Genomic DNA, 16,761 nt, shown 5'->3' with positions numbered 1-16,761 from the left:
TCTTATGATGCACTGGAAATGATGGGGAGAAATATTGCAAAACACCATGGTATCTGGCAATCATTTTTTCAAGTTGGTATCCCTTTTTGGTCTAATCGCCGAGTCCAACTTTAGCTTGCCGCTGGGACCACAACCCATAAACAATTAACGCCGATACCAACCAGCTACTTACCAGAGGGCCCACTACACCGTCATAGTAGGTGTTGACCAGGAACAGCGAATCGGCTTGCAAATTGACATTGAACAAATCTCTACTCACCTTGATTTGCCACACCCAAGCAGCATGACAACCGATACATAAACCCAGACTTTGCGGCACTCGACTTCTGAGGATGGCTAAAAACACCCCTACCACGAATAAAGCCAGCAAGGCACTGAGTATCGCTGGGTTCAACCAATTGGCAAACGCTTCGGCCATTAGTTTTAAACCACTGCTCGGCGTTAAATCGGCGTAAACCAGTTGCGACTTACTTTTTAGAAAATGTAAGGCCGCATAATAGATAGAGCTGATTGTCACCGCAGCTATAATCGATGTTTTCCGGCGCAAACCACCCAGTAGCAGGCCGCGAAATAGTATTTCCTCGCCGACGGCAATCAGCATCGCAAAAAACAAACCCAAGCCGATTTTTTCCGCGATTTTGCCCGCCGTCCAATGCCGGGTATCGTCCCAGACATGCACATCCAGCCAATACAGCGTCAATAATACCGGCAACAAAGTTAACAAACCCAATGCCAAACCTTGACCCAATTGTTTGAAAAACATTGCTTTAGGCGCGAAGCCCAATTCCGCCCAACTGAATTGCAGATAGTTCTTCAACGGAAAAATACTCAGCAGCAACAGCACCAGGGTAATTTTGCTGATGACTTTTGCCAACGGCAAAATATCGCCGGCAATCCACAACAACCCGTACCCCAGCATGCTGGCAATAGTGGCCGCAATGACCAATATGACCAACGGCACCAAGGCATAGCCCAACCAGCGGATCACCGAAAATCCCCCCACAAGGTTTGCACGGCGGTCAATGCCGATAATACTGCGGTCTCGGTGCGCAAGATCCGTACGCCCATGCGCACCGGGACAAATCCCGCTGCCTTGGCAACTTGTCGTTCTTGCTCGCTAAAGCCGCCTTCCGGCCCGGAGAGCAAGGTAACACGGGCACTGTCCGGCTTTAGGTCCGCTAGAGATTGCTCGGCATATGGATCGAGAAACACGCTTAATCCTTCCTGTCCGCTCACCCAATCGGTTAGATTCGCAATCTCACCGATTGAGGGGCAACAAGTTCTTCCGGATTGTTCGGCGGCGTGCTGGGCAATATGCTGCCAATGCTGTAAGCGTTGCTGTTTTTTATCGTCGTTGAATTTGATCACACAACGCTCGGTTACCAAAGGCGTTAACTGCGTCACACCTAATTCAACGGCTTTTTGTACCGCCCAGTCCATCCGGTCGCCGCGAGAAATGCCTAAACCCAGATTAATTGCCAGCGGGGATTCGACATTACGCTCAACAAACTGTTCGATTTCGACGCGAACGCTCTTGCGGCTGACTTCGCTGAAACGGCCCAGATACTCTCCGCCTTGGCCGTTAAACAGCACGATGCTCTGATCCTGTTTTAGGCGCAGCACACTGCGCACGTAATGGGCCGCGTCGTCATCTAATTCAATGCGACCGCCAACATTTAGCGGCGCGGCGACATATAAACGAGAAACCCGCATCAGCCCTGCACCGCCAGTTGAATGCCCTGCCAGGCGACATCTGCCATCCGTTGTATCTCCTGCTCATTGATAATATAAGGCGGCATGAAATAAATCACATTTCCCAATGGCCGCAATAGCACGCCACGACTCAAAGCATAGCGATAAACTATTAAACCGCGCCGCTGCTGCCAAGGATAAGCCTCGCGGGTTTGCTTATTTTTGACCAGTTCTATCGCGACGATCATGCCGGTTTGCCGCACTTCCGCGACATTGGGATGCTCTTTAAACCGCTCTACCGCTTTGGTCATAAGCCCCGCCAAATGCCGATTGTTCATAATCACATTTTGCTGCTCAAATATCCCCAGCGTCGCCAGCGCCGCTCGACATCCCAATGCATTACCGGTGTAGCTATGCGAGTGTAAAAACGCGGTTAGATTCTGATAGTCGTCGTAAAAGGCTTGATAGACCTGATTGCTAGTCAAAACCGCAGACAAGGGTAAATAGCCGCCGGTCAGCCCTTTGGATAGGCAGATAAAATCCGGGCTGATGGCGGCTTGCTCGCAAGCAAACAAGGTGCCGGTACGACCAAAGCCTACGGCAATCTCGTCGGCGATTAAATGTACCTGGTATTTATCGCACGCTTCGCGCAGTAATTTTAAATACACCGGATGGTACATGCGCATGCTGCCGGCACATTGCACCAGCGGTTCAACGATTACCGCGCAAACCTCGTCAGCATGTTGCGCCAAAGCTTGCTCCATGACAGCAAAACGGCGGATGGAATAGGCCTCCCAACTTTCGCCGTCTTCACGATGGTAACAATCCGGCCCGGCTACCGTGATCACATCCATCAACAACGGCGCGTAGGTGTCCTTGTATAAAGCCACGTTACCCACTGCCAAAGCCCCCAGGGTTTCGCCGTGATAGCTGTTTTCCAGCGTGATGAATTTAGTTTTTTGAGTTCGTCCGAGATTTCGCCAATAATGAAAACTCATCTTTAGCGCGATTTCGACCGCAGACGAACCATTATCGGCATAAAAACATTTATCCAATCCAGGCGGGGTGATTTCCACCAGCTTTTCCGCCAGCATCAGCGCAGTTTCATGGGTAAATCCGCCGAGGATTACATGTTCAAGCGTTTCAAGCTGCTCTCGAAGCGCCTGATTGATAATGGGATTGGCGTGACCGAACAGATTTACCCACCAGGAACTGATCGCATCCAGATAGCGGTTACCGTCAAAATCTTCCAACCAGACGCCTTTGCCCGATTTGATCGGAATCAACGGCAGCGCATCCGGCGCAGAGGCGCGCGGATCATGGTCTTTCATCTGACTACAGGGATGCCAGAGCACGGCGAGGTCGCGCTGAACGATAGTTTGATTATTCATAGCTTGCATAAAAAAGGGGCTTGCGCCCCTTTTTTGTCGGATTGACATAATCCTTAGTAACGATAATGATCCGGTTTGTACGGACCTTCGACCGGCACATTAATATAAGCAGCCTGTTCTTTGGTCAATTCGGTCAGTTTTACGCCGATTTGCGCCAAGTGCGAACGCGCAACTTTTTCGTCGAGTTTTTTCGGCAGTACATAGACTTTATTCTCATAGCTGGACGCATTAGTCCAAAGCTCGATCTGCGCCAATACTTGATTGCAAAACGAGTTGGACATCACGAAGCTCGGATGGCCGGTAGCGCAACCCAAATTAACCAAACGACCTTCGGCCAACACGATAATGCGCTTGCCGTCAGGGAAGATCACATGATCAACCTGCGGCTTGATGTTTTCCCAGGTGTAATGACGCAAGGACGCAATGTCTATTTCCGAATCGAAATGACCGATATTGCAGATGATAGCCTGGTCGCGCATCGCTTTCATGTGATCGTGAGTAATGACACCGACGTTGCCGGTAGCCGTCACGAAGATGTTGGCAATAGCTGCCGCTTCGTCCATTGTCACCACGCGATAACCTTCCATTGCCGCCTGCAAGGCGCAGATTGGATCAATCTCGGTGATCAGAACAGTAGCGCCCAAACCGCGTAGTGATTGCGCGCAACCTTTACCGACGTCGCCATAGCCGCAGACCACGGCAATTTTACCGGCTACCATCACGTCGGTAGCCCGTTTGATGCCGTCGACTAAAGACTCGCGGCAACCGTATAGGTTGTCGAATTTGGATTTGGTGACCGAATCGTTGACGTTAAACGCCGGCACTTTCAATGTGCCCTTCGCCACCATTTCAGTCAGACGCAATACACCCGTGGTGGTTTCTTCCGACAAGCCTTTAACGTCCGCCATCAATTCGGGGAAGTTATTGTGCATCATAGTCGTCAGGTCGCCGCCATCGTCCAGGATCATATTGGGACGCCAGCCGTCAGGGCCGAGAATGGTTTGTTCGATGCACCATTCCGCTTCCGCCTCGGTTTCGCCTTTCCAGGCAAAAACAGGAATGCCGGCAGCAGCTATCGCGGCGGCGGCATGATCCTGCGTAGAGAAAATGTTGCAAGACGACCAACGGACTTCCGCACCCAATGCTGTCAGCGTCTCGATCAATACCGCGGTTTGAATAGTCATATGCAGACAACCGGCGATACGCGCGCCTTTCAATGGCTGCTGAGCGCCGAATTCGGCACGCAAGGCCATCAAACCGGGCATTTCGGTTTCGGCGATATTAATTTCTTTACGACCCCATTCAGCCAGGGCTAAATCGGCAACTTTATAATCAACTTGAGTCATGGCGCTATCCTGGTTAGAGTTAAATTCCGGCCGCATCTTTCAGAGCCTCTGCTTTGTCGGTTTTTTCCCAGCTGAAGCTGGCTTCGTTGCGACCGAAATGGCCGTAAGAGGCGGTTGGACGGTAAATGGGTTTTAACAAATCCAATTGCGCAATCAAGCCTTTCGGCCGCAAATCGAAGTGCTCCCGCACGATTTGCACCAAACGTTCTTCCTCGATTTTACCGGTACCGAAGGTTTCAATGCTGATGGAAGTCGGTTCCGCAACGCCAATGGCGTAAGACACCTGGATCTCGCAACGCTCTGCCAGACCGGCTGCAACGATATTTTTTGCGACATAACGCCCCATATAGGCAGCGGATCTATCCACTTTTGACGGATCTTTACCGGAAAACGCGCCACCACCATGGCGGGCCATACCGCCGTAAGTATCGACAATAATTTTACGCCCGGTCAAACCGCAGTCGCCTACAGGCCCGCCGATGATGAACTGGCCGGTAGGATTGATGAAATATTTAGTGTCTTTGTGCAGCCACTCTTTCGGCAAAGTCGGCAGGATGATTTCATCCATTACCGCCTCTTCAAGCTGTTTGCCGCCAATTTCCGGCGAATGCTGGGTAGACAGAACTACCGCATCAATGGCAACCGGTTTGTTGTTTTCGTAACGGAAAGTCACCTGACTTTTTGCATCGGGACGCAACCAGGTCAAAGTTTTATTTTTACGCACCTGCGCTTGTCTCTCAACCAAGCGATGCGCGTAGGTGATGGGGGCAGGCATTAACACATCGGTTTCGTTGCTGGCATAACCAAACATTAAACCTTGGTCGCCGGCGCCTTGTTCGTGGTCTTCGGATTCATCGACGCCCATCGCGATATCCGCCGATTGTTTACCGATGGCGTTCAATACCGCACAACTATTACCGTCAAAGCCGATCTCGCCGTTGTCGTAACCGATTTCGCAAACTACTTTTCTTACCAATTCTTCGGTATCCACCCAAGCATTAGTGGTAATTTCGCCAGCCAAAACCACCATTCCGGTCTTGACCAAGGTCTCGCAGGCTACCCTGGAACGCGGGTCTTGAGCCAATAAGGCATCAACAACAGCATCGGAAATTTGGTCAGCGACTTTGTCCGGATGACCTTCCGAAACAGACTCTGAGGTAAAAAGGTAGTTTTTATTCACGGTTACACCCTCGCCAAAATTAAAACTTGCGCATATAAAAAAAGGCCGCGCAAACGGCCTGTTATCTGTGGTGGGCCCTGTAGGACTTGAACCTACGACCTGCCGATTATGAGTCGGAAGCTCTAACCAACTGAGCTAAGGGCCCTTAATTATCTAGCCTACGAACAATGCAGACGCCTTACTCGCCGTCAAGAAAACATCTCAACTGCTCTGATCTGGACGGATGTCTTAATTTCCGCAGCGCTTTCGCTTCGATCTGACGAATTCGCTCACGGGTCACATCAAACTGCTTACCAACTTCTTCCAGCGTATGGTCGGTATTCATATTGATACCGAAACGCATCCGGAGCACCTTGGCCTCTCTAGCTGTCAAGCCCGCCAATACATTCTGAGTAGACTCGCGAAGGCCGGCGATTGTAGCAGATTCGACGGGCGATAGCATCTTGGAATCTTCGATAAAATCCCCTAAGTGCGAATCTTCGTCGTCACCAATCGGTGTTTCCATTGAAATCGGCTCTTTGGCTATCTTCAGCACTTTGCGAATTTTGTCCTCGGGCATTTCCATACGCTCGGCCAATTCTTCAGGTGTAGCTTCCCGCCCCAATTCTTGCAAAATCTGTCTGGAGACGCGATTCAGCTTGTTAATGGTCTCGATCATGTGCACCGGAATACGAATAGTTCTGGCCTGATCAGCGATGGAACGGGTAATAGCCTGACGGATCCACCAAGTTGCGTAGGTAGAAAATTTGTAGCCGCGTCGATATTCAAATTTATCGACAGCCTTCATCAGACCGATATTGCCCTCCTGAATCAAATCCAGAAACTGTAAGCCGCGGTTGGTGTATTTTTTGGCGATAGAAATAACCAAGCGCAAATTGGCTTCGATCATTTCCTTTTTAGCGCGTCTCGCCTTAGCTTCCCCTAGGGAAATACTACGGCAAATACCTTTCAGGACAGCAATGCTCAGGCCGAAGCGAGACTCAATATCCGCCAATCGCTGCTGAGCAGCCCTAATATTTTCGCGGTGACTACTGAAAACCTCCGCAAAATTAGGCCTCGCAGCGATGAACTGATCCAACCACTCAAGATTAGACTCATTCTCCGCAAACGCATTAATAAAGTCCTTACGCGGCATTTTTGCTTTCTTGACGCAAACATCCAATATGAAACGCTCTTCTTCGCGAATAGCTGAAATCAACTCTTCAGAAATGGATACCATTTTTTTCAAATACTGCGGCGTCCATTTAAACTCGCAAAATATTTCGTCTATCGCATCGAATAACTTTTCGGTTTTATCATGGCCGTAACCATGCTTTTTAACTGAGGTTGTCGCAGCTTTTAAGGCTTTTCTGAGTAAATCGACCTTTTGTTTGACCTCTTCGTAATCGACTGTTTTGCTCTCTTCTTCAGCATCCTCAGCGGGCTCTTCAATCTCGATACCGCTGACGTCTATGTCCTCAACTTCGGTGAGATCGACAAAACCCAACACCAAATCATTGAGACGCACGCCGGAGTCTTCAACCTGAACGGAATCAAAGGCGTCGATAAAAGTCTCAACAATGAAACCGGACCGAGCGATGGCACCCACGACTTGGCGCTGGCCCTCTTCAATCCGTTTCGCAATTTTTAATTCTTCCTCGCGCGTCAATAGCTCCACAGAACCCATTTCCCGCATGTACAAGCGGACTGGATCGGTAGTACGGCCAAACTCACTATCGACAGACGCCAAAGCCGCGACTTCAGCCACTTCTTCATCATCATCCGCGGTCACTACTGCATCGGAGGTGATCAGCGAGTCATCGTCGTCCGGCGCCACCTCATAAACCTGAATCCCCATATCATTGATCATGCCGATGATATCGTCGATTTGTTCGGGATCAATGATGTCGCTCGGCAAATGGTCGTTGACTTCGGCATAAGTTAAATAACCCTGTGCCTTACCTTTTGCTATCAGTTGTTTCAGTTGGGATTGCTGTTGTTCTTGATTCATTCTTTACTCACAATACGTTTTCAGCACCAAGCGCCGCAGAACAGGAAATTATAACGGCAAAAATTAATGCGGTCACCTAAGCCTTATCCCTTAAAAGCTTCCGCAGTACCTCTTTTTCTTCAATCATTAAGCCTTCTCGACTCTCCTTCTCGATCAATCGGGTCAGCATAGCTTCCTTGGCCTGTTTACAAAGTTGCTGCAAAGCCCCGCAAAACTCAGGCTCTTCCCCACCCGCCGGCACATTGAGATCTAAACTAGCTAAAGCCTTTACGGCTTTTTCCTGGGATGTTCCCCGGAAAGACTCCAACAAGATGGCGCTATTTTCCGGCTTTTCAAGGGCGATCCGTTGCAAAACCTCTCTTAACAACTCAACCCCGGCAAAACTCAGATCATCAAGCATGACCCCGTCACGCTCAACCAAACTCGCAAAATGCGGGTGTTGGAGCAACAACCCTAAGACCTTGCGCGCCAAACTGATTCTTGGCGATGGGATGCCTTTTTTGCCTGCATTAAACTTAGACTTAAGTCTAGCCTGATTTTCGACAACATCCACGGCAATTCTGGAACCCGACAACTCTTGCAAACGGGCAAACATCATTTCCCGAAAAAACCCGGCAGGAACCTTTTCTAGCGAAGGTGTCGCTGCCGCCAGCAACTGCGACCGCCCCTCAACGGTTGTCAATTCCAATTGACCGACAATATTCTCGAAAAAGTAATCCGACAAGACCTGCGCATTACGAATTCGTTCCATAAAAGCCGATGAATTTTCCGCGCGCAACAGAGAATCAGGATCCTGCCCCTGCGGCAACAGCATTATTTTGATTTGCCTGCCATCGCGCAAACAAGGCAAAGCGGCATCCGTAGCCTTCCAGGCCGCCTGCCTGCCGGCATTATCGCCATCGAAACAAAACACCAATTCGGAAGTAAATCGGAACAATAAATCGATTTGCGCTTTCGAAGTCGCAGTACCCAGTGCAGCCACCGCATTGGAAATACCAAACTGGGCCAAGGCAATCACATCCATATAGCCCTCCACAACCAATATCCGGTCGGGCTTACTATTTTTTTCCAAAAGCTCGCAAAGCCCATAAAGCTCTTTGCTTTTAGAAAAAACCGCAGTCTCTGGCGAATTAAGGTATTTGGGCAAAGAGTCATCCAGCACTCGCCCCCCAAACCCCACCACCCGCTTCCGCTTATCCCGAATTGGGAACATCAATCTCCCACGAAAGCGGTCGTAAACCTTGCCATCATCCCTGACCACCAGCATACCAGCCTCGATCAAATCCGCTTGATCGAAACGCGCCACCAAGGCATCCCACTTATTCGGCGCATAACCCAAAGAAAAATCTCGCGCCACCTCACCGCTAACGCCTCTGGCTTTCATATACTCTAAAGCTTGCCGACCTTCCGGATTTCCGCGCAATTGCTCGGCATAAAACCCGGCAACACCCGCCAACACCTCGTAAATATGCGACACAGTCTTTTTATCCGGCAGCCCAGGCTCGCCGTCAATCAACTCCCTAGGCACATCCACTCCGGCAAAGGCCGCCAAATCCTCAACCGCCTCGACAAAGCCCAGATGATTAAATTCCATCAAAAAGCCGATTGCGTTACCACTGGCTCCGCACCCGAAGCAATGATAAATCTGCCGACCGCGATTGACTGAAAAGCTGGGAGTTTTTTCGGTATGAAATGGGCAGCGCGCCGTGAAATTGCTGCCGGATTTTTTAAGGGGGACGCGCGAATCGATTAGATCGACAATATCGACCCGCACCAAAAGATCATCTATAAACTGACGAGGTATCCTGCCGGACATGTTACCGACAAGATATTAAGCGATAAAACAGGCCTTGATTCTCGCACTGACATTCGCCATGTCAGCTCTACCTTGCATTTGCGGCTTGAGCAAAGCCATCACGCCACCCATGTCTTTTACCGATGTAGCACCCACTTCAGCTATAGCATCGGCGACCATGCCATCGATTTCAGCATCGCTAAGCGGTTGCGGGAGAAAATCCTGAATAACCAACACCTCAGCCTCCTCGATTTCCGCCAGATCGTTGCGATTGGCATCGCGGAATTGCCTGATGGACTCGCGCCGCTGCTTCAGCATTTTATCGAGCACAAGGATAATTCGCTCATCGCTCAGTTCGATACGTTCGTCGACTTCAACTTGCTTGATTGCAGCCAAAATCATGCGGATCACGCCCAACCTAGCTTTTTCGCCGCCTTTCATCGCGGCTTTCATATCGTCCGTGATACGCTTTTTTAACGCATCCATTGTCTGCCTTAAATTTGCGGACGACCGCGACGTAAGTTTTTCAACGCATATCGCTCGCGTGCCAACTTTTTCAAATGACGTTTAACTGCCGCAGCACCTTTGCGTTTACGCTCGGTGGTTGGCTTTTCATAAAACTCGCGGCGACGTACTTCAGCCAATACACCGGCCTTTTCGCACGCACGTTTAAAGCGACGAATCGCGATGTCAAAATGTTCGTTCTCTTTAACTTTAACTGATGGCATTATCAATAATCCGATTTATGTTAGTATCTTTTGACGCTATCGGCGATAGCAAGCCCGCCGAAAACGGCCGATTATACTCATAAAATTCTTTTATTCAAAAACTAATGTATGTTTTAGGCATTGAAAGCTCTTGCGACGAAACGGCTGTCGCCTTATACCACGCCAGCAAGGGCTTAATTGCGCACACCTTATACAGCCAAATTGCCACGCATGCCGAGTATGGCGGCGTCGTTCCTGAACTAGCCTCGAGAGACCATATCCGTAAACTGGTTCCGCTAATCAAAACGGTATTAAAAGAAGCCGAATTAACAGCCAAAGACATCGAAGGCATTGCTTATACCGCCGGCCCGGGCTTGATGGGTTCGCTACTAGTCGGCGCCGCCACCGCCCAAAGCCTGGCCTGGACCTGGCAAATACCTGCTATCGCCGTGCACCATATGGAAGGCCATTTATTGGCGCCGATGCTGGAAGATAATCCGCCCACCTACCCGTTCGTCGCATTACTCATTTCAGGCGGCCATACCATGCTTATCGAAGTCCGCGCGATTGGCAAATACCGCTTGCTCGGAGAATCGCTGGACGATGCCGCGGGCGAAGCCTTCGACAAAACGGCAAAGATGTTAGGCCTGGAGTATCCCGGCGGCCCCAAATTGGCTGAGTTAGCGCGCAGCGGTCAAAATCGCTTTAAATTCCCGCGACCAATGACTGACAGACCAGGACTGGAGTTTAGTTTTAGCGGCCTGAAAACCTTCACAATGAACGCCCTGCATGCCACCCAGCAAACTGAGCAGGACAAAGCGGATATCGCTTTCGCATTTCAACAAGCCATCGCGGAAACGCTAAGCATCAAATGCAAACGGGCTTTACAGCAGACGCAGTTGAAAACGCTGGTAGTAGCTGGCGGCGTTAGCGCCAACCAGGAGATTCGTCAACAATTGCAACAGATGGCGACGAAAGAAGGCGCCGACATACGCTTCCCCCGCCCTGAGTTTTGCACAGATAACGGCGCCATGATTGCCTACGCCGGCTGCCAGCGCTTGATGGCAGGGCAAACCCAAAATCTGGAGATTTTTGCCCGTCCGCGCTGGCCGATGGAGCAGCTAATCAGCCTTTGATCAAGATTCTTGCCCAGCCAACAGCCTCTGAATATTGCTTTTATGCCGCCACAGCAAAATCAAAGAAATAACGGTAAAGATAGCGGTCAAATTGACATCGCCAACAATCAGCCAAACATATAGCGGCGTTAACGTTGCCGCTACCAAAGCGGCCAACGACGAAATTTTGCCTATTTTGTAAGCGACAAACCAGGTAGCGGCAACCACAAAACCCAACAACCAAGCCACACCAAGCGTCACACCCAGGGATGTTGCAACCCCTTTACCACCCTTAAACTCAAAAAAAATCGGATAAAGGTGTCCGACAAATGCAGCAAACACTACCAAGGACAGCACCACACTGTCGACACCCAACGCCTTCGCCAATAACACCGGCAACAGCCCTTTTAAAGCATCACCCACCAAGGTAATCGCCGCAGCCTTTTTACCGCCTATGCGCATAACATTGGTTGCCCCCGGATTACCGGAACCGTTTTCCCGAGGATCTGCCAAGCCCATCATCTTACATACGATAATTGCGCTCGACACCGATCCGGTTAAATAGGCAAAGGGCACCAACAACCAATCCATCATTTAATCAACCTCTCGTCAATACTTGTACAGCAGCGCCATTTACTCGATACTGCCGCTTCTCAGAAATATAATAACCGGAAAGCAACGATGGACATCATCTTTTTAGGCGGACTTGAAATCGATACCGTGATAGGTATTTACGACTGGGAAAGGAAGATCAAACAAAAAATCATCCTGGACATCGAAATGGGCTTTGATATCCAAAAAGCTGCCGCCAGCGACGATATTGCCCACACACTGGACTACAAAGCGGTTTCGGACCGTGTTGTCGACTTTGTCGAGCACAGCGAATTTTATTTGGTGGAAAAGTTGATTGAAGAAATTGCCGGAATTTTACGTAGCGAATTTGCCATTCCCTGGGTAAAGATCACCCTCAACAAAAAAGGCGCCATCAGTCGCGCTCGTGACGTCGGCATCATCATCGAACGCGGCGAAAGATAAGTCATGCCTACCGGATTTATCAGCATCGGCAGCAATATAGACAAGGAGATCCATATCCCTTCCAGCCTGCAAGCATTAAGCGAACTGTTCGGAGAACTGACAGTTTCCAGTGTCTTCGAAAGCGAGCCGGTAGGCTTTGTCGGCGATAGCTTTCATAACCTAGTCGTGCAGTTCGAATCGGAATTATCCGCGAAAGAAGTCGCCAAATTGCTAAAACAAATCGAACTGGACCACGGCCGCAGCAGGGAAAGTCAAAAATTCTCAGCCAGAACGCTAGACTTGGACTTGATTTTATACGGCGACCAAATTATCAGCGACGGCAGACTACAAATTCCACGCGATGAAATAGAACGCTACGCCTTCGTATTGGAACCCTTAGCGGAGATTGCGCCAAACGCAACACACCCGATAAGCAGACGCTGTTACAAAGATCTATGGCACGACTTCGACAAACGCGATTTGCGCCAAACGAAACTCGAGAAATAAACGCTCTGAGACCTTTACCGAAACAGAGTCCGCCCACCGTCCACAGTCAACACTTGGCCGGTAATGTAATCTGCATTTCCAACCAAAAATCTTACCGCTTTAGCAATATCGTCGGCTTCTCCGCAACGCTGCAAGGCTACTTTTTTTAAGATTTGCAACTGCTCCGTTTCGGCCACCTCTTGCTCCGGCCATAAAATTGCGCCCGGCGCCACCGCATTGACGCGAACCTCCGGCGCCATTTCCCTGGCCAATATCTTCGTCATCGCCACCAAGCCCGCTTTAGACATACTGTATACCGGATAGCCGGGCAAACCGGTTTCCGCGTGAATATCAGCGATATTGACTATACAGCCCCGTTTAATTTTCAATGACGACCACAACGCTTGCGACAAAAAGAACGGCGCTTTCAGATTGCTGGCCGTTGTCAAATCCCAATCCTGTTCCGTAACTTGTCCGATGGGCACGGATTGAAACAAGGATGCGTTGTTCACCAACACATCAATACCATCCCATTGCATAAGCGCTTCTGCGGCCAACTTCTGGACGCTGCTGAATACCGATAAATCCGCGCTTAATAACCTTGCCGAATCGCCTCGCAAGGCATTCAACTCGGCAGCCAAACGCACAGCGTCCACATCGGAACTGTTGTAATGCAAAACCACATTACAACCCTCACCGTGCAATAACCGAGCACAAGCCGCACCGATGCGTCTTGCCGCACCGGTAATCAGCACGTTCTTAGGCATTTATTGACCCGCGGCCGGCAAACTGGCGATCAATTTTTTTCTGATCAGATAACAAGCAGCCAGCGCGACGAACACCGGCAATTGGGTAAGCAAAAACTCAGTCACGGAATGCTTGGTCACCATACCGGCCAAAGGCACCACGATCAGCATCTTGGATAACCACCAAGTCAGCCAATAACCTATCAGCCCAATCACAGACCAATTAATTAACGGACCGCCGTGATTTTTTGCCGTCAAATAAAACCAAACCAAGGTCAAAATACCGCATAATTTAGCCAGAAATAACATCCTCTCCCCCTTTTTATTGTTGTTAATACGCAAACCAGACCGTAGCTCAATGTAAACCAATCCCGGCAAAAACATCAAATCAATACCGTCAGACCGTTTATCGCTTGTGCTTCAAACTTGCGGACTTAGGACATATAATCGCCGCCATCCTAAAACAAGAACATGAGGCACACCCATGCACGCACGTCTTTTTGCCGCAGCATTGCTGACTATCAGTTTTGGCAATCCTGCTTGGTCGCAATCCACGCCGAGCCATGGTGGTCACGGCGGAGCGGGCGGCGGAGATGGCAGCGGATGCCTCAATGCCAAAATCAGCCGTTTCATGCCTGAACATTTAGCCATAGTCAAGCCGGGCTCGGAGTTTTCGTTCGCGGTTTCCGGCAGCAATGGCCCCGGCCACATTCACGTCAGCATTAAACAGCAACCTGTCGCGGTTCAAATTGAAGACAAGGACACGTTCTATTTGGTAAAAGGTAAACTGCCTGACGACCTGAAAAACACCGTCGTTAGAATCTCTGTAAAAGCTAAGGCAAAAGTCAGCAAATGCGATGCGGACGGTGGCTGGCTGCTAAAAGTGTCCGAGTAATCCAAAAAAAGGCCATATCAGCAGCATAAACTCAATTAGATCGATTGTTTTCGCTCAAAAGATCAGTTGAAATCCCATTCGAACAGAGTCCACTTGTTGATATTGGTGTTTTCGTCCAAATCATTTTTCTTCACATCCATCTGCTCATCGCCGTTAGTATCCAGCATATAGTAGGCTGGTCCTACCTGCGGCTGGATTTTCACCATGTATAGCTTGCCGTTGCGACGAAACTCTTGAATAGTGTCTTTGCCTTTTCGAATAATGGTAATGTCGGGCTCCATCTCTTCTCCGGACTGCACTGGGGCGGGCAAATCAGGCGGTTCCGGAACGGGCGCCAATTCATTGGAATCCGGGTCCGCCGCAAAAGCAAAAGCAGGCAAAAACAGTATCCAGCTAAAACCCAATAATCGAGACATCAAGATCCCTGCAATAATTTGAATGTGGTAAGTCATGATAATACAGATTCGGCAAAGCCGCATAAATCCCTAGCTTGCAGATAGCCATCAATGCTCTGAAACTAGCAGACATAAAAAAGCCGACACCTCCCAACGGAGATGCCGGCTTAATCAACTAGGCCTTAGGCTTGTTTACGTAAGTATTTCTCTACACCCGTCGTTCTAGCCACAACCTCATCCTTGGATTGCAAGGCTTGCTTTGCCATATACCGCGCCACGCCGGATACGCCAGGCGCATCCTTTGCCAATACGTCCTGTCTGGACATATATTTGGCGACACCAGTAAGTTCTTTCGCATCCTTATCCAGCAACTCATGCTTAGTGACATATCGGCTAACCGAGCTCAATTCGGCAACCGGTTTTTGCGACAATATTTGCTTGGCTAAATACTTGCTGACACCGGTAGGCGGCGGCAACTGCCTGGTCAATATTGCTTGCTTGGCAAGATAACGGGCGACACCGGTTAAAGGCTCCACCTGACTTTGCAATTGCAACTGTTTCGCCAGATATTTGGCAACACCGGTTGGCTTTGGTGCTTGTTGGGCAGACGCAGCCTGCCTGGCAAGGTAACGCTCCACGGCGGAACCCTCAAATGCCAATTCCTCGGCCAATTCTTGCTGAGCATTTTGTTCTTGATTCAACTGGGCCTCCGCTTTTTCTTGTTGGGCTAGCGCTTCCGCTGCAACATATCGTGCAATCAAAGCCACCGCGGCCGCTTTTCTATCCGCCGCCGCCTGCTCCGCCAAAAATTTAGCAACGCCGGTCAAAGGCGCCTGCTCTTTCAATAGACGCTCTTGTTGAGCGACATATTTAGCAACACCCGTTATCAATGGGGCATCTTTAGCCAACAGGGCTTGCTTGGTCACGTATTTGCTCACACCAGTTGCGATTGGCGCTTCTTTTGCCAACACATCTTGCTTCAGCACATACTTGGCAACACCAGTAACCAAGGGCGTCGAGCCAGTCTGCATGTTTTGCCGAATGACATATTTAGCGACATTGGTCACCACATGATCTTCGCGATCATTTTTAGTGATGTATTTGGAAACGCCAGTTACCGGCGCCTCTTTAGACAAAATCGACTGCTTGATCAGGTATTTCGCTACCCGAGTAACCGGATTTGCCTCTTGTTGAGTCAAATATTTATCGACGCCTGTCGCAACCGGTTCGCTCTCGGCCAATTCTTCGATAACGTCTTCTACAACTTCTTCTTCTACTTCTTCCTCGATAGCCGGCTCCACGACAGCCACCTCTTCGACGACTTGCCGGGCTTTTTCCAATTGCGCTTGTAAGGCCAGATATTTCGCCACCCCGGTCAAAGGCTGGCCGTATTCGTCCAGCTCCGGCTTAGGCGGCTCAAGTTTTTGCAGATAACGGGCAACACCGGTCAATTGACCGTCTTCGTTGTCGACACGTGAATAAACTTCCGACCGACTAGAGCCTTCCGCTGGTTTGTCGAATAAAAAGCCGAATAAGCTATTCATCAAACTGTTGTTTGCCATTTGAGAATACTCCTGAATGTAATAATTGTTATGTGTCTAAACGACGAGTTCATCAAATTCACGGTGATGCCTAAAAAATGTTAGGAACCCGCTGCGCTGAATAATACCTTAGGCTGAAAATTGGCCGCAGGATACTTTGCATCAACCTCGGGAGCCTCTTGCTTTTGCACGCAAGGCGCGCTGGAATTACTCGAAGCTGCGGTGGGCGAGCTGGCTTGCGATATTTCTGCAATGGCCGGATCCCTGTAGAGAACCTTCGGTTGAAAGTCCGCCGCGGGATAGTCTTGGGCACTCGCAGCAGCCGACACCGCTAACAGTAACCCTGTTAAAAACTTCTTAATCAATTGCGTGTTTATCATGATTCCACCTTACTCTATTGATTAAAGACGGGCCTGCCGGCACCATTGGCGCCAGCAAGCCTTTTACTTAGCGCCTATTAAAGCACAG

General features: G+C 49.7%; 19 protein-coding genes and 1 tRNA gene. 4 read left to right on the top strand and 16 right to left on the bottom strand.

All coding sequences use genetic code 11. The features are described 5' to 3' along the window. Positions 1 to 91 precede the first annotated feature (91 nt). From NP589_RS18510 to rpsU, 10 genes are all read right to left on the bottom strand, one after another. Complete coding sequence (locus NP589_RS18510) at positions 92 to 988, bottom strand: CPBP family glutamic-type intramembrane protease (protein WP_256608287.1); 897 nt, start codon at positions 986 to 988, stop codon at positions 92 to 94. Continuing rightward, positions 985 to 1,713 (bottom strand): 16S rRNA (uracil(1498)-N(3))-methyltransferase, encoded by a 729-nt coding sequence (locus tag NP589_RS18505; RefSeq protein ID WP_256608286.1) that lies wholly within the window; start codon positions 1,711 to 1,713, stop codon positions 985 to 987. Before NP589_RS18505 ends, NP589_RS18510 begins: the two co-directional genes overlap by 4 nt. Then, positions 1,713 to 3,083, bottom strand: coding sequence for an adenosylmethionine--8-amino-7-oxononanoate transaminase (locus NP589_RS18500; RefSeq protein ID WP_256608285.1), 1,371 nt, complete (start codon positions 3,081 to 3,083; stop codon positions 1,713 to 1,715). The genes NP589_RS18505 and NP589_RS18500 overlap by 1 nt, the downstream gene beginning before the upstream one ends. Before the next feature lie 53 nt (positions 3,084 to 3,136). After that, positions 3,137 to 4,429, bottom strand: coding sequence for an adenosylhomocysteinase (gene ahcY, locus NP589_RS18495; protein WP_256608284.1), 1,293 nt, complete (start codon positions 4,427 to 4,429; stop codon positions 3,137 to 3,139). Positions 4,430 to 4,448: 19 nt separating this feature from the next. Then, positions 4,449 to 5,609, bottom strand: coding sequence for a methionine adenosyltransferase (gene metK, locus NP589_RS18490; protein ID WP_256608283.1), 1,161 nt, complete (start codon positions 5,607 to 5,609; stop codon positions 4,449 to 4,451). Between the two features lie 68 nt (positions 5,610 to 5,677). Next, positions 5,678 to 5,754: transfer RNA gene (locus NP589_RS18485), tRNA-Ile, on the bottom strand. Positions 5,755 to 5,787: 33 nt separating this feature from the next. Beyond that, a complete protein-coding gene (rpoD, locus tag NP589_RS18480; protein ID WP_256608282.1) occupies positions 5,788 to 7,599 on the bottom strand; it encodes an RNA polymerase sigma factor RpoD in 1,812 nt (603 codons plus the stop codon). Positions 7,600 to 7,675: 76 nt separating this feature from the next. Beyond that, positions 7,676 to 9,415 carry a DNA primase gene (gene dnaG, locus NP589_RS18475; protein WP_256608281.1) on the bottom strand — a complete coding sequence of 580 codons (1,740 nt, stop codon included), beginning with the start codon at positions 9,413 to 9,415 and terminating at the stop codon, positions 7,676 to 7,678. A 15-nt stretch (positions 9,416 to 9,430) separates the two neighbouring features. Continuing rightward, positions 9,431 to 9,880 (bottom strand): GatB/YqeY domain-containing protein, encoded by a 450-nt coding sequence (locus NP589_RS18470; protein WP_256608280.1) that lies wholly within the window; start codon positions 9,878 to 9,880, stop codon positions 9,431 to 9,433. Positions 9,881 to 9,888: 8 nt separating this feature from the next. Next, a complete protein-coding gene (rpsU, locus tag NP589_RS18465) occupies positions 9,889 to 10,122 on the bottom strand; it encodes a 30S ribosomal protein S21 (protein WP_020483611.1) in 234 nt (77 codons plus the stop codon). A 104-nt stretch (positions 10,123 to 10,226) separates the two neighbouring features. Between rpsU and tsaD the strand changes: the two genes are divergently transcribed. Beyond that, positions 10,227 to 11,237, top strand: a complete 1,011-nt coding sequence (tsaD, locus tag NP589_RS18460; protein WP_256608279.1) for a tRNA (adenosine(37)-N6)-threonylcarbamoyltransferase complex transferase subunit TsaD — start codon at positions 10,227 to 10,229, stop codon at positions 11,235 to 11,237. On the opposite strand, the gene plsY is transcribed toward tsaD, so the two are convergent. After that, positions 11,238 to 11,810, bottom strand: a complete 573-nt coding sequence (gene plsY, locus NP589_RS18455) for a glycerol-3-phosphate 1-O-acyltransferase PlsY (protein WP_256608278.1) — start codon at positions 11,808 to 11,810, stop codon at positions 11,238 to 11,240. A gap of 87 nt (positions 11,811 to 11,897) precedes the next feature. On the opposite strand from plsY, the gene folB reads away from it, so the two are divergent. Then, a complete protein-coding gene (folB, locus tag NP589_RS18450; RefSeq protein WP_064009841.1) occupies positions 11,898 to 12,251 on the top strand; it encodes a dihydroneopterin aldolase in 354 nt (117 codons plus the stop codon). A gap of 3 nt (positions 12,252 to 12,254) precedes the next feature. Beyond that, a complete protein-coding gene (gene folK, locus NP589_RS18445) occupies positions 12,255 to 12,737 on the top strand; it encodes a 2-amino-4-hydroxy-6-hydroxymethyldihydropteridine diphosphokinase (protein ID WP_256608277.1) in 483 nt (160 codons plus the stop codon). Positions 12,738 to 12,751: 14 nt separating this feature from the next. Here the strand turns inward: folK and NP589_RS18440 are convergent, their stop codons facing one another. Both NP589_RS18440 and NP589_RS18435 read right to left on the bottom strand, forming a co-directional pair. After that, entirely contained in the window at positions 12,752 to 13,483 is a 732-nt protein-coding gene (locus NP589_RS18440; protein ID WP_256608276.1) for a pteridine reductase, read from the bottom strand. Further along, a complete protein-coding gene (locus NP589_RS18435) occupies positions 13,484 to 13,771 on the bottom strand; it encodes a hypothetical protein (RefSeq protein ID WP_036273002.1) in 288 nt (95 codons plus the stop codon). It abuts the gene before it with no gap. A gap of 175 nt (positions 13,772 to 13,946) precedes the next feature. Between NP589_RS18435 and NP589_RS18430 the strand changes: the two genes are divergently transcribed. Further along, positions 13,947 to 14,357 carry a hypothetical protein gene (locus NP589_RS18430; RefSeq protein ID WP_256608275.1) on the top strand — a complete coding sequence of 137 codons (411 nt, stop codon included), beginning with the start codon at positions 13,947 to 13,949 and terminating at the stop codon, positions 14,355 to 14,357. A gap of 62 nt (positions 14,358 to 14,419) precedes the next feature. Here NP589_RS18430 and NP589_RS18425 read toward each other — a convergent pair whose 3' ends face one another. From NP589_RS18425 to NP589_RS18415, 3 genes are all read right to left on the bottom strand, one after another. After that, complete coding sequence (locus NP589_RS18425) at positions 14,420 to 14,773, bottom strand: DUF2782 domain-containing protein (RefSeq protein ID WP_064009891.1); 354 nt, start codon at positions 14,771 to 14,773, stop codon at positions 14,420 to 14,422. A 161-nt stretch (positions 14,774 to 14,934) separates the two neighbouring features. Further along, positions 14,935 to 16,314, bottom strand: a complete 1,380-nt coding sequence (locus NP589_RS18420) for a hypothetical protein (RefSeq protein WP_256608274.1) — start codon at positions 16,312 to 16,314, stop codon at positions 14,935 to 14,937. Positions 16,315 to 16,394: 80 nt separating this feature from the next. Beyond that, positions 16,395 to 16,673: a hypothetical protein gene (locus NP589_RS18415; RefSeq protein ID WP_256608273.1), complete on the bottom strand. Its 279-nt coding sequence runs from the start codon at positions 16,671 to 16,673 to the stop codon at positions 16,395 to 16,397. Between the last annotated feature and the right edge of the window lie 88 nt (positions 16,674 to 16,761).

The sequence above is a fragment of the Methylomonas rosea genome (genome assembly GCF_024505055.1).
GTDB lineage: Bacteria > Pseudomonadota > Gammaproteobacteria > Methylococcales > Methylomonadaceae > Methylomonas > Methylomonas rosea.
The sequence above is the reverse complement of the archived record's forward strand: the minus strand, read 5'-3'. Positions and strand labels throughout refer to the sequence as shown.

What these genes read in the sequence shown, in the direction of transcription:
- dnaG (WP_256608281.1), bottom strand. Translation starts at nt 9,415, where the DNA reads ATGTCCGGCAGGATACCTCGTCAGTTTATAGATGATCTTTTGGTGCGG.
- folK (WP_256608277.1), top strand. Translation starts at nt 12,255, where the DNA reads ATGCCTACCGGATTTATCAGCATCGGCAGCAATATAGACAAGGAGATC.
- rpsU (WP_020483611.1), bottom strand. Translation starts at nt 10,122, where the DNA reads ATGCCATCAGTTAAAGTTAAAGAGAACGAACATTTTGACATCGCGATT.
- folB (WP_064009841.1), top strand. Translation starts at nt 11,898, where the DNA reads ATGGACATCATCTTTTTAGGCGGACTTGAAATCGATACCGTGATAGGT.
- NP589_RS18415 (WP_256608273.1), bottom strand. Translation starts at nt 16,673, where the DNA reads ATGATAAACACGCAATTGATTAAGAAGTTTTTAACAGGGTTACTGTTA.
- ahcY (WP_256608284.1), bottom strand. Translation starts at nt 4,429, where the DNA reads ATGACTCAAGTTGATTATAAAGTTGCCGATTTAGCCCTGGCTGAATGG.
- NP589_RS18420 (WP_256608274.1), bottom strand. Translation starts at nt 16,314, where the DNA reads ATGGCAAACAACAGTTTGATGAATAGCTTATTCGGCTTTTTATTCGAC.
- tsaD (WP_256608279.1), top strand. Translation starts at nt 10,227, where the DNA reads ATGTATGTTTTAGGCATTGAAAGCTCTTGCGACGAAACGGCTGTCGCC.
- NP589_RS18440 (WP_256608276.1), bottom strand. Translation starts at nt 13,483, where the DNA reads ATGCCTAAGAACGTGCTGATTACCGGTGCGGCAAGACGCATCGGTGCG.
- NP589_RS18470 (WP_256608280.1), bottom strand. Translation starts at nt 9,880, where the DNA reads ATGGATGCGTTAAAAAAGCGTATCACGGACGATATGAAAGCCGCGATG.
- plsY (WP_256608278.1), bottom strand. Translation starts at nt 11,810, where the DNA reads ATGATGGATTGGTTGTTGGTGCCCTTTGCCTATTTAACCGGATCGGTG.
- NP589_RS18500 (WP_256608285.1), bottom strand. Translation starts at nt 3,083, where the DNA reads ATGAATAATCAAACTATCGTTCAGCGCGACCTCGCCGTGCTCTGGCAT.
- NP589_RS18505 (WP_256608286.1), bottom strand. Translation starts at nt 1,713, where the DNA reads ATGCGGGTTTCTCGTTTATATGTCGCCGCGCCGCTAAATGTTGGCGGT.
- NP589_RS18425 (WP_064009891.1), bottom strand. Translation starts at nt 14,773, where the DNA reads ATGTCTCGATTATTGGGTTTTAGCTGGATACTGTTTTTGCCTGCTTTT.
- NP589_RS18435 (WP_036273002.1), bottom strand. Translation starts at nt 13,771, where the DNA reads ATGTTATTTCTGGCTAAATTATGCGGTATTTTGACCTTGGTTTGGTTT.
- NP589_RS18430 (WP_256608275.1), top strand. Translation starts at nt 13,947, where the DNA reads ATGCACGCACGTCTTTTTGCCGCAGCATTGCTGACTATCAGTTTTGGC.
- rpoD (WP_256608282.1), bottom strand. Translation starts at nt 7,599, where the DNA reads ATGAATCAAGAACAACAGCAATCCCAACTGAAACAACTGATAGCAAAA.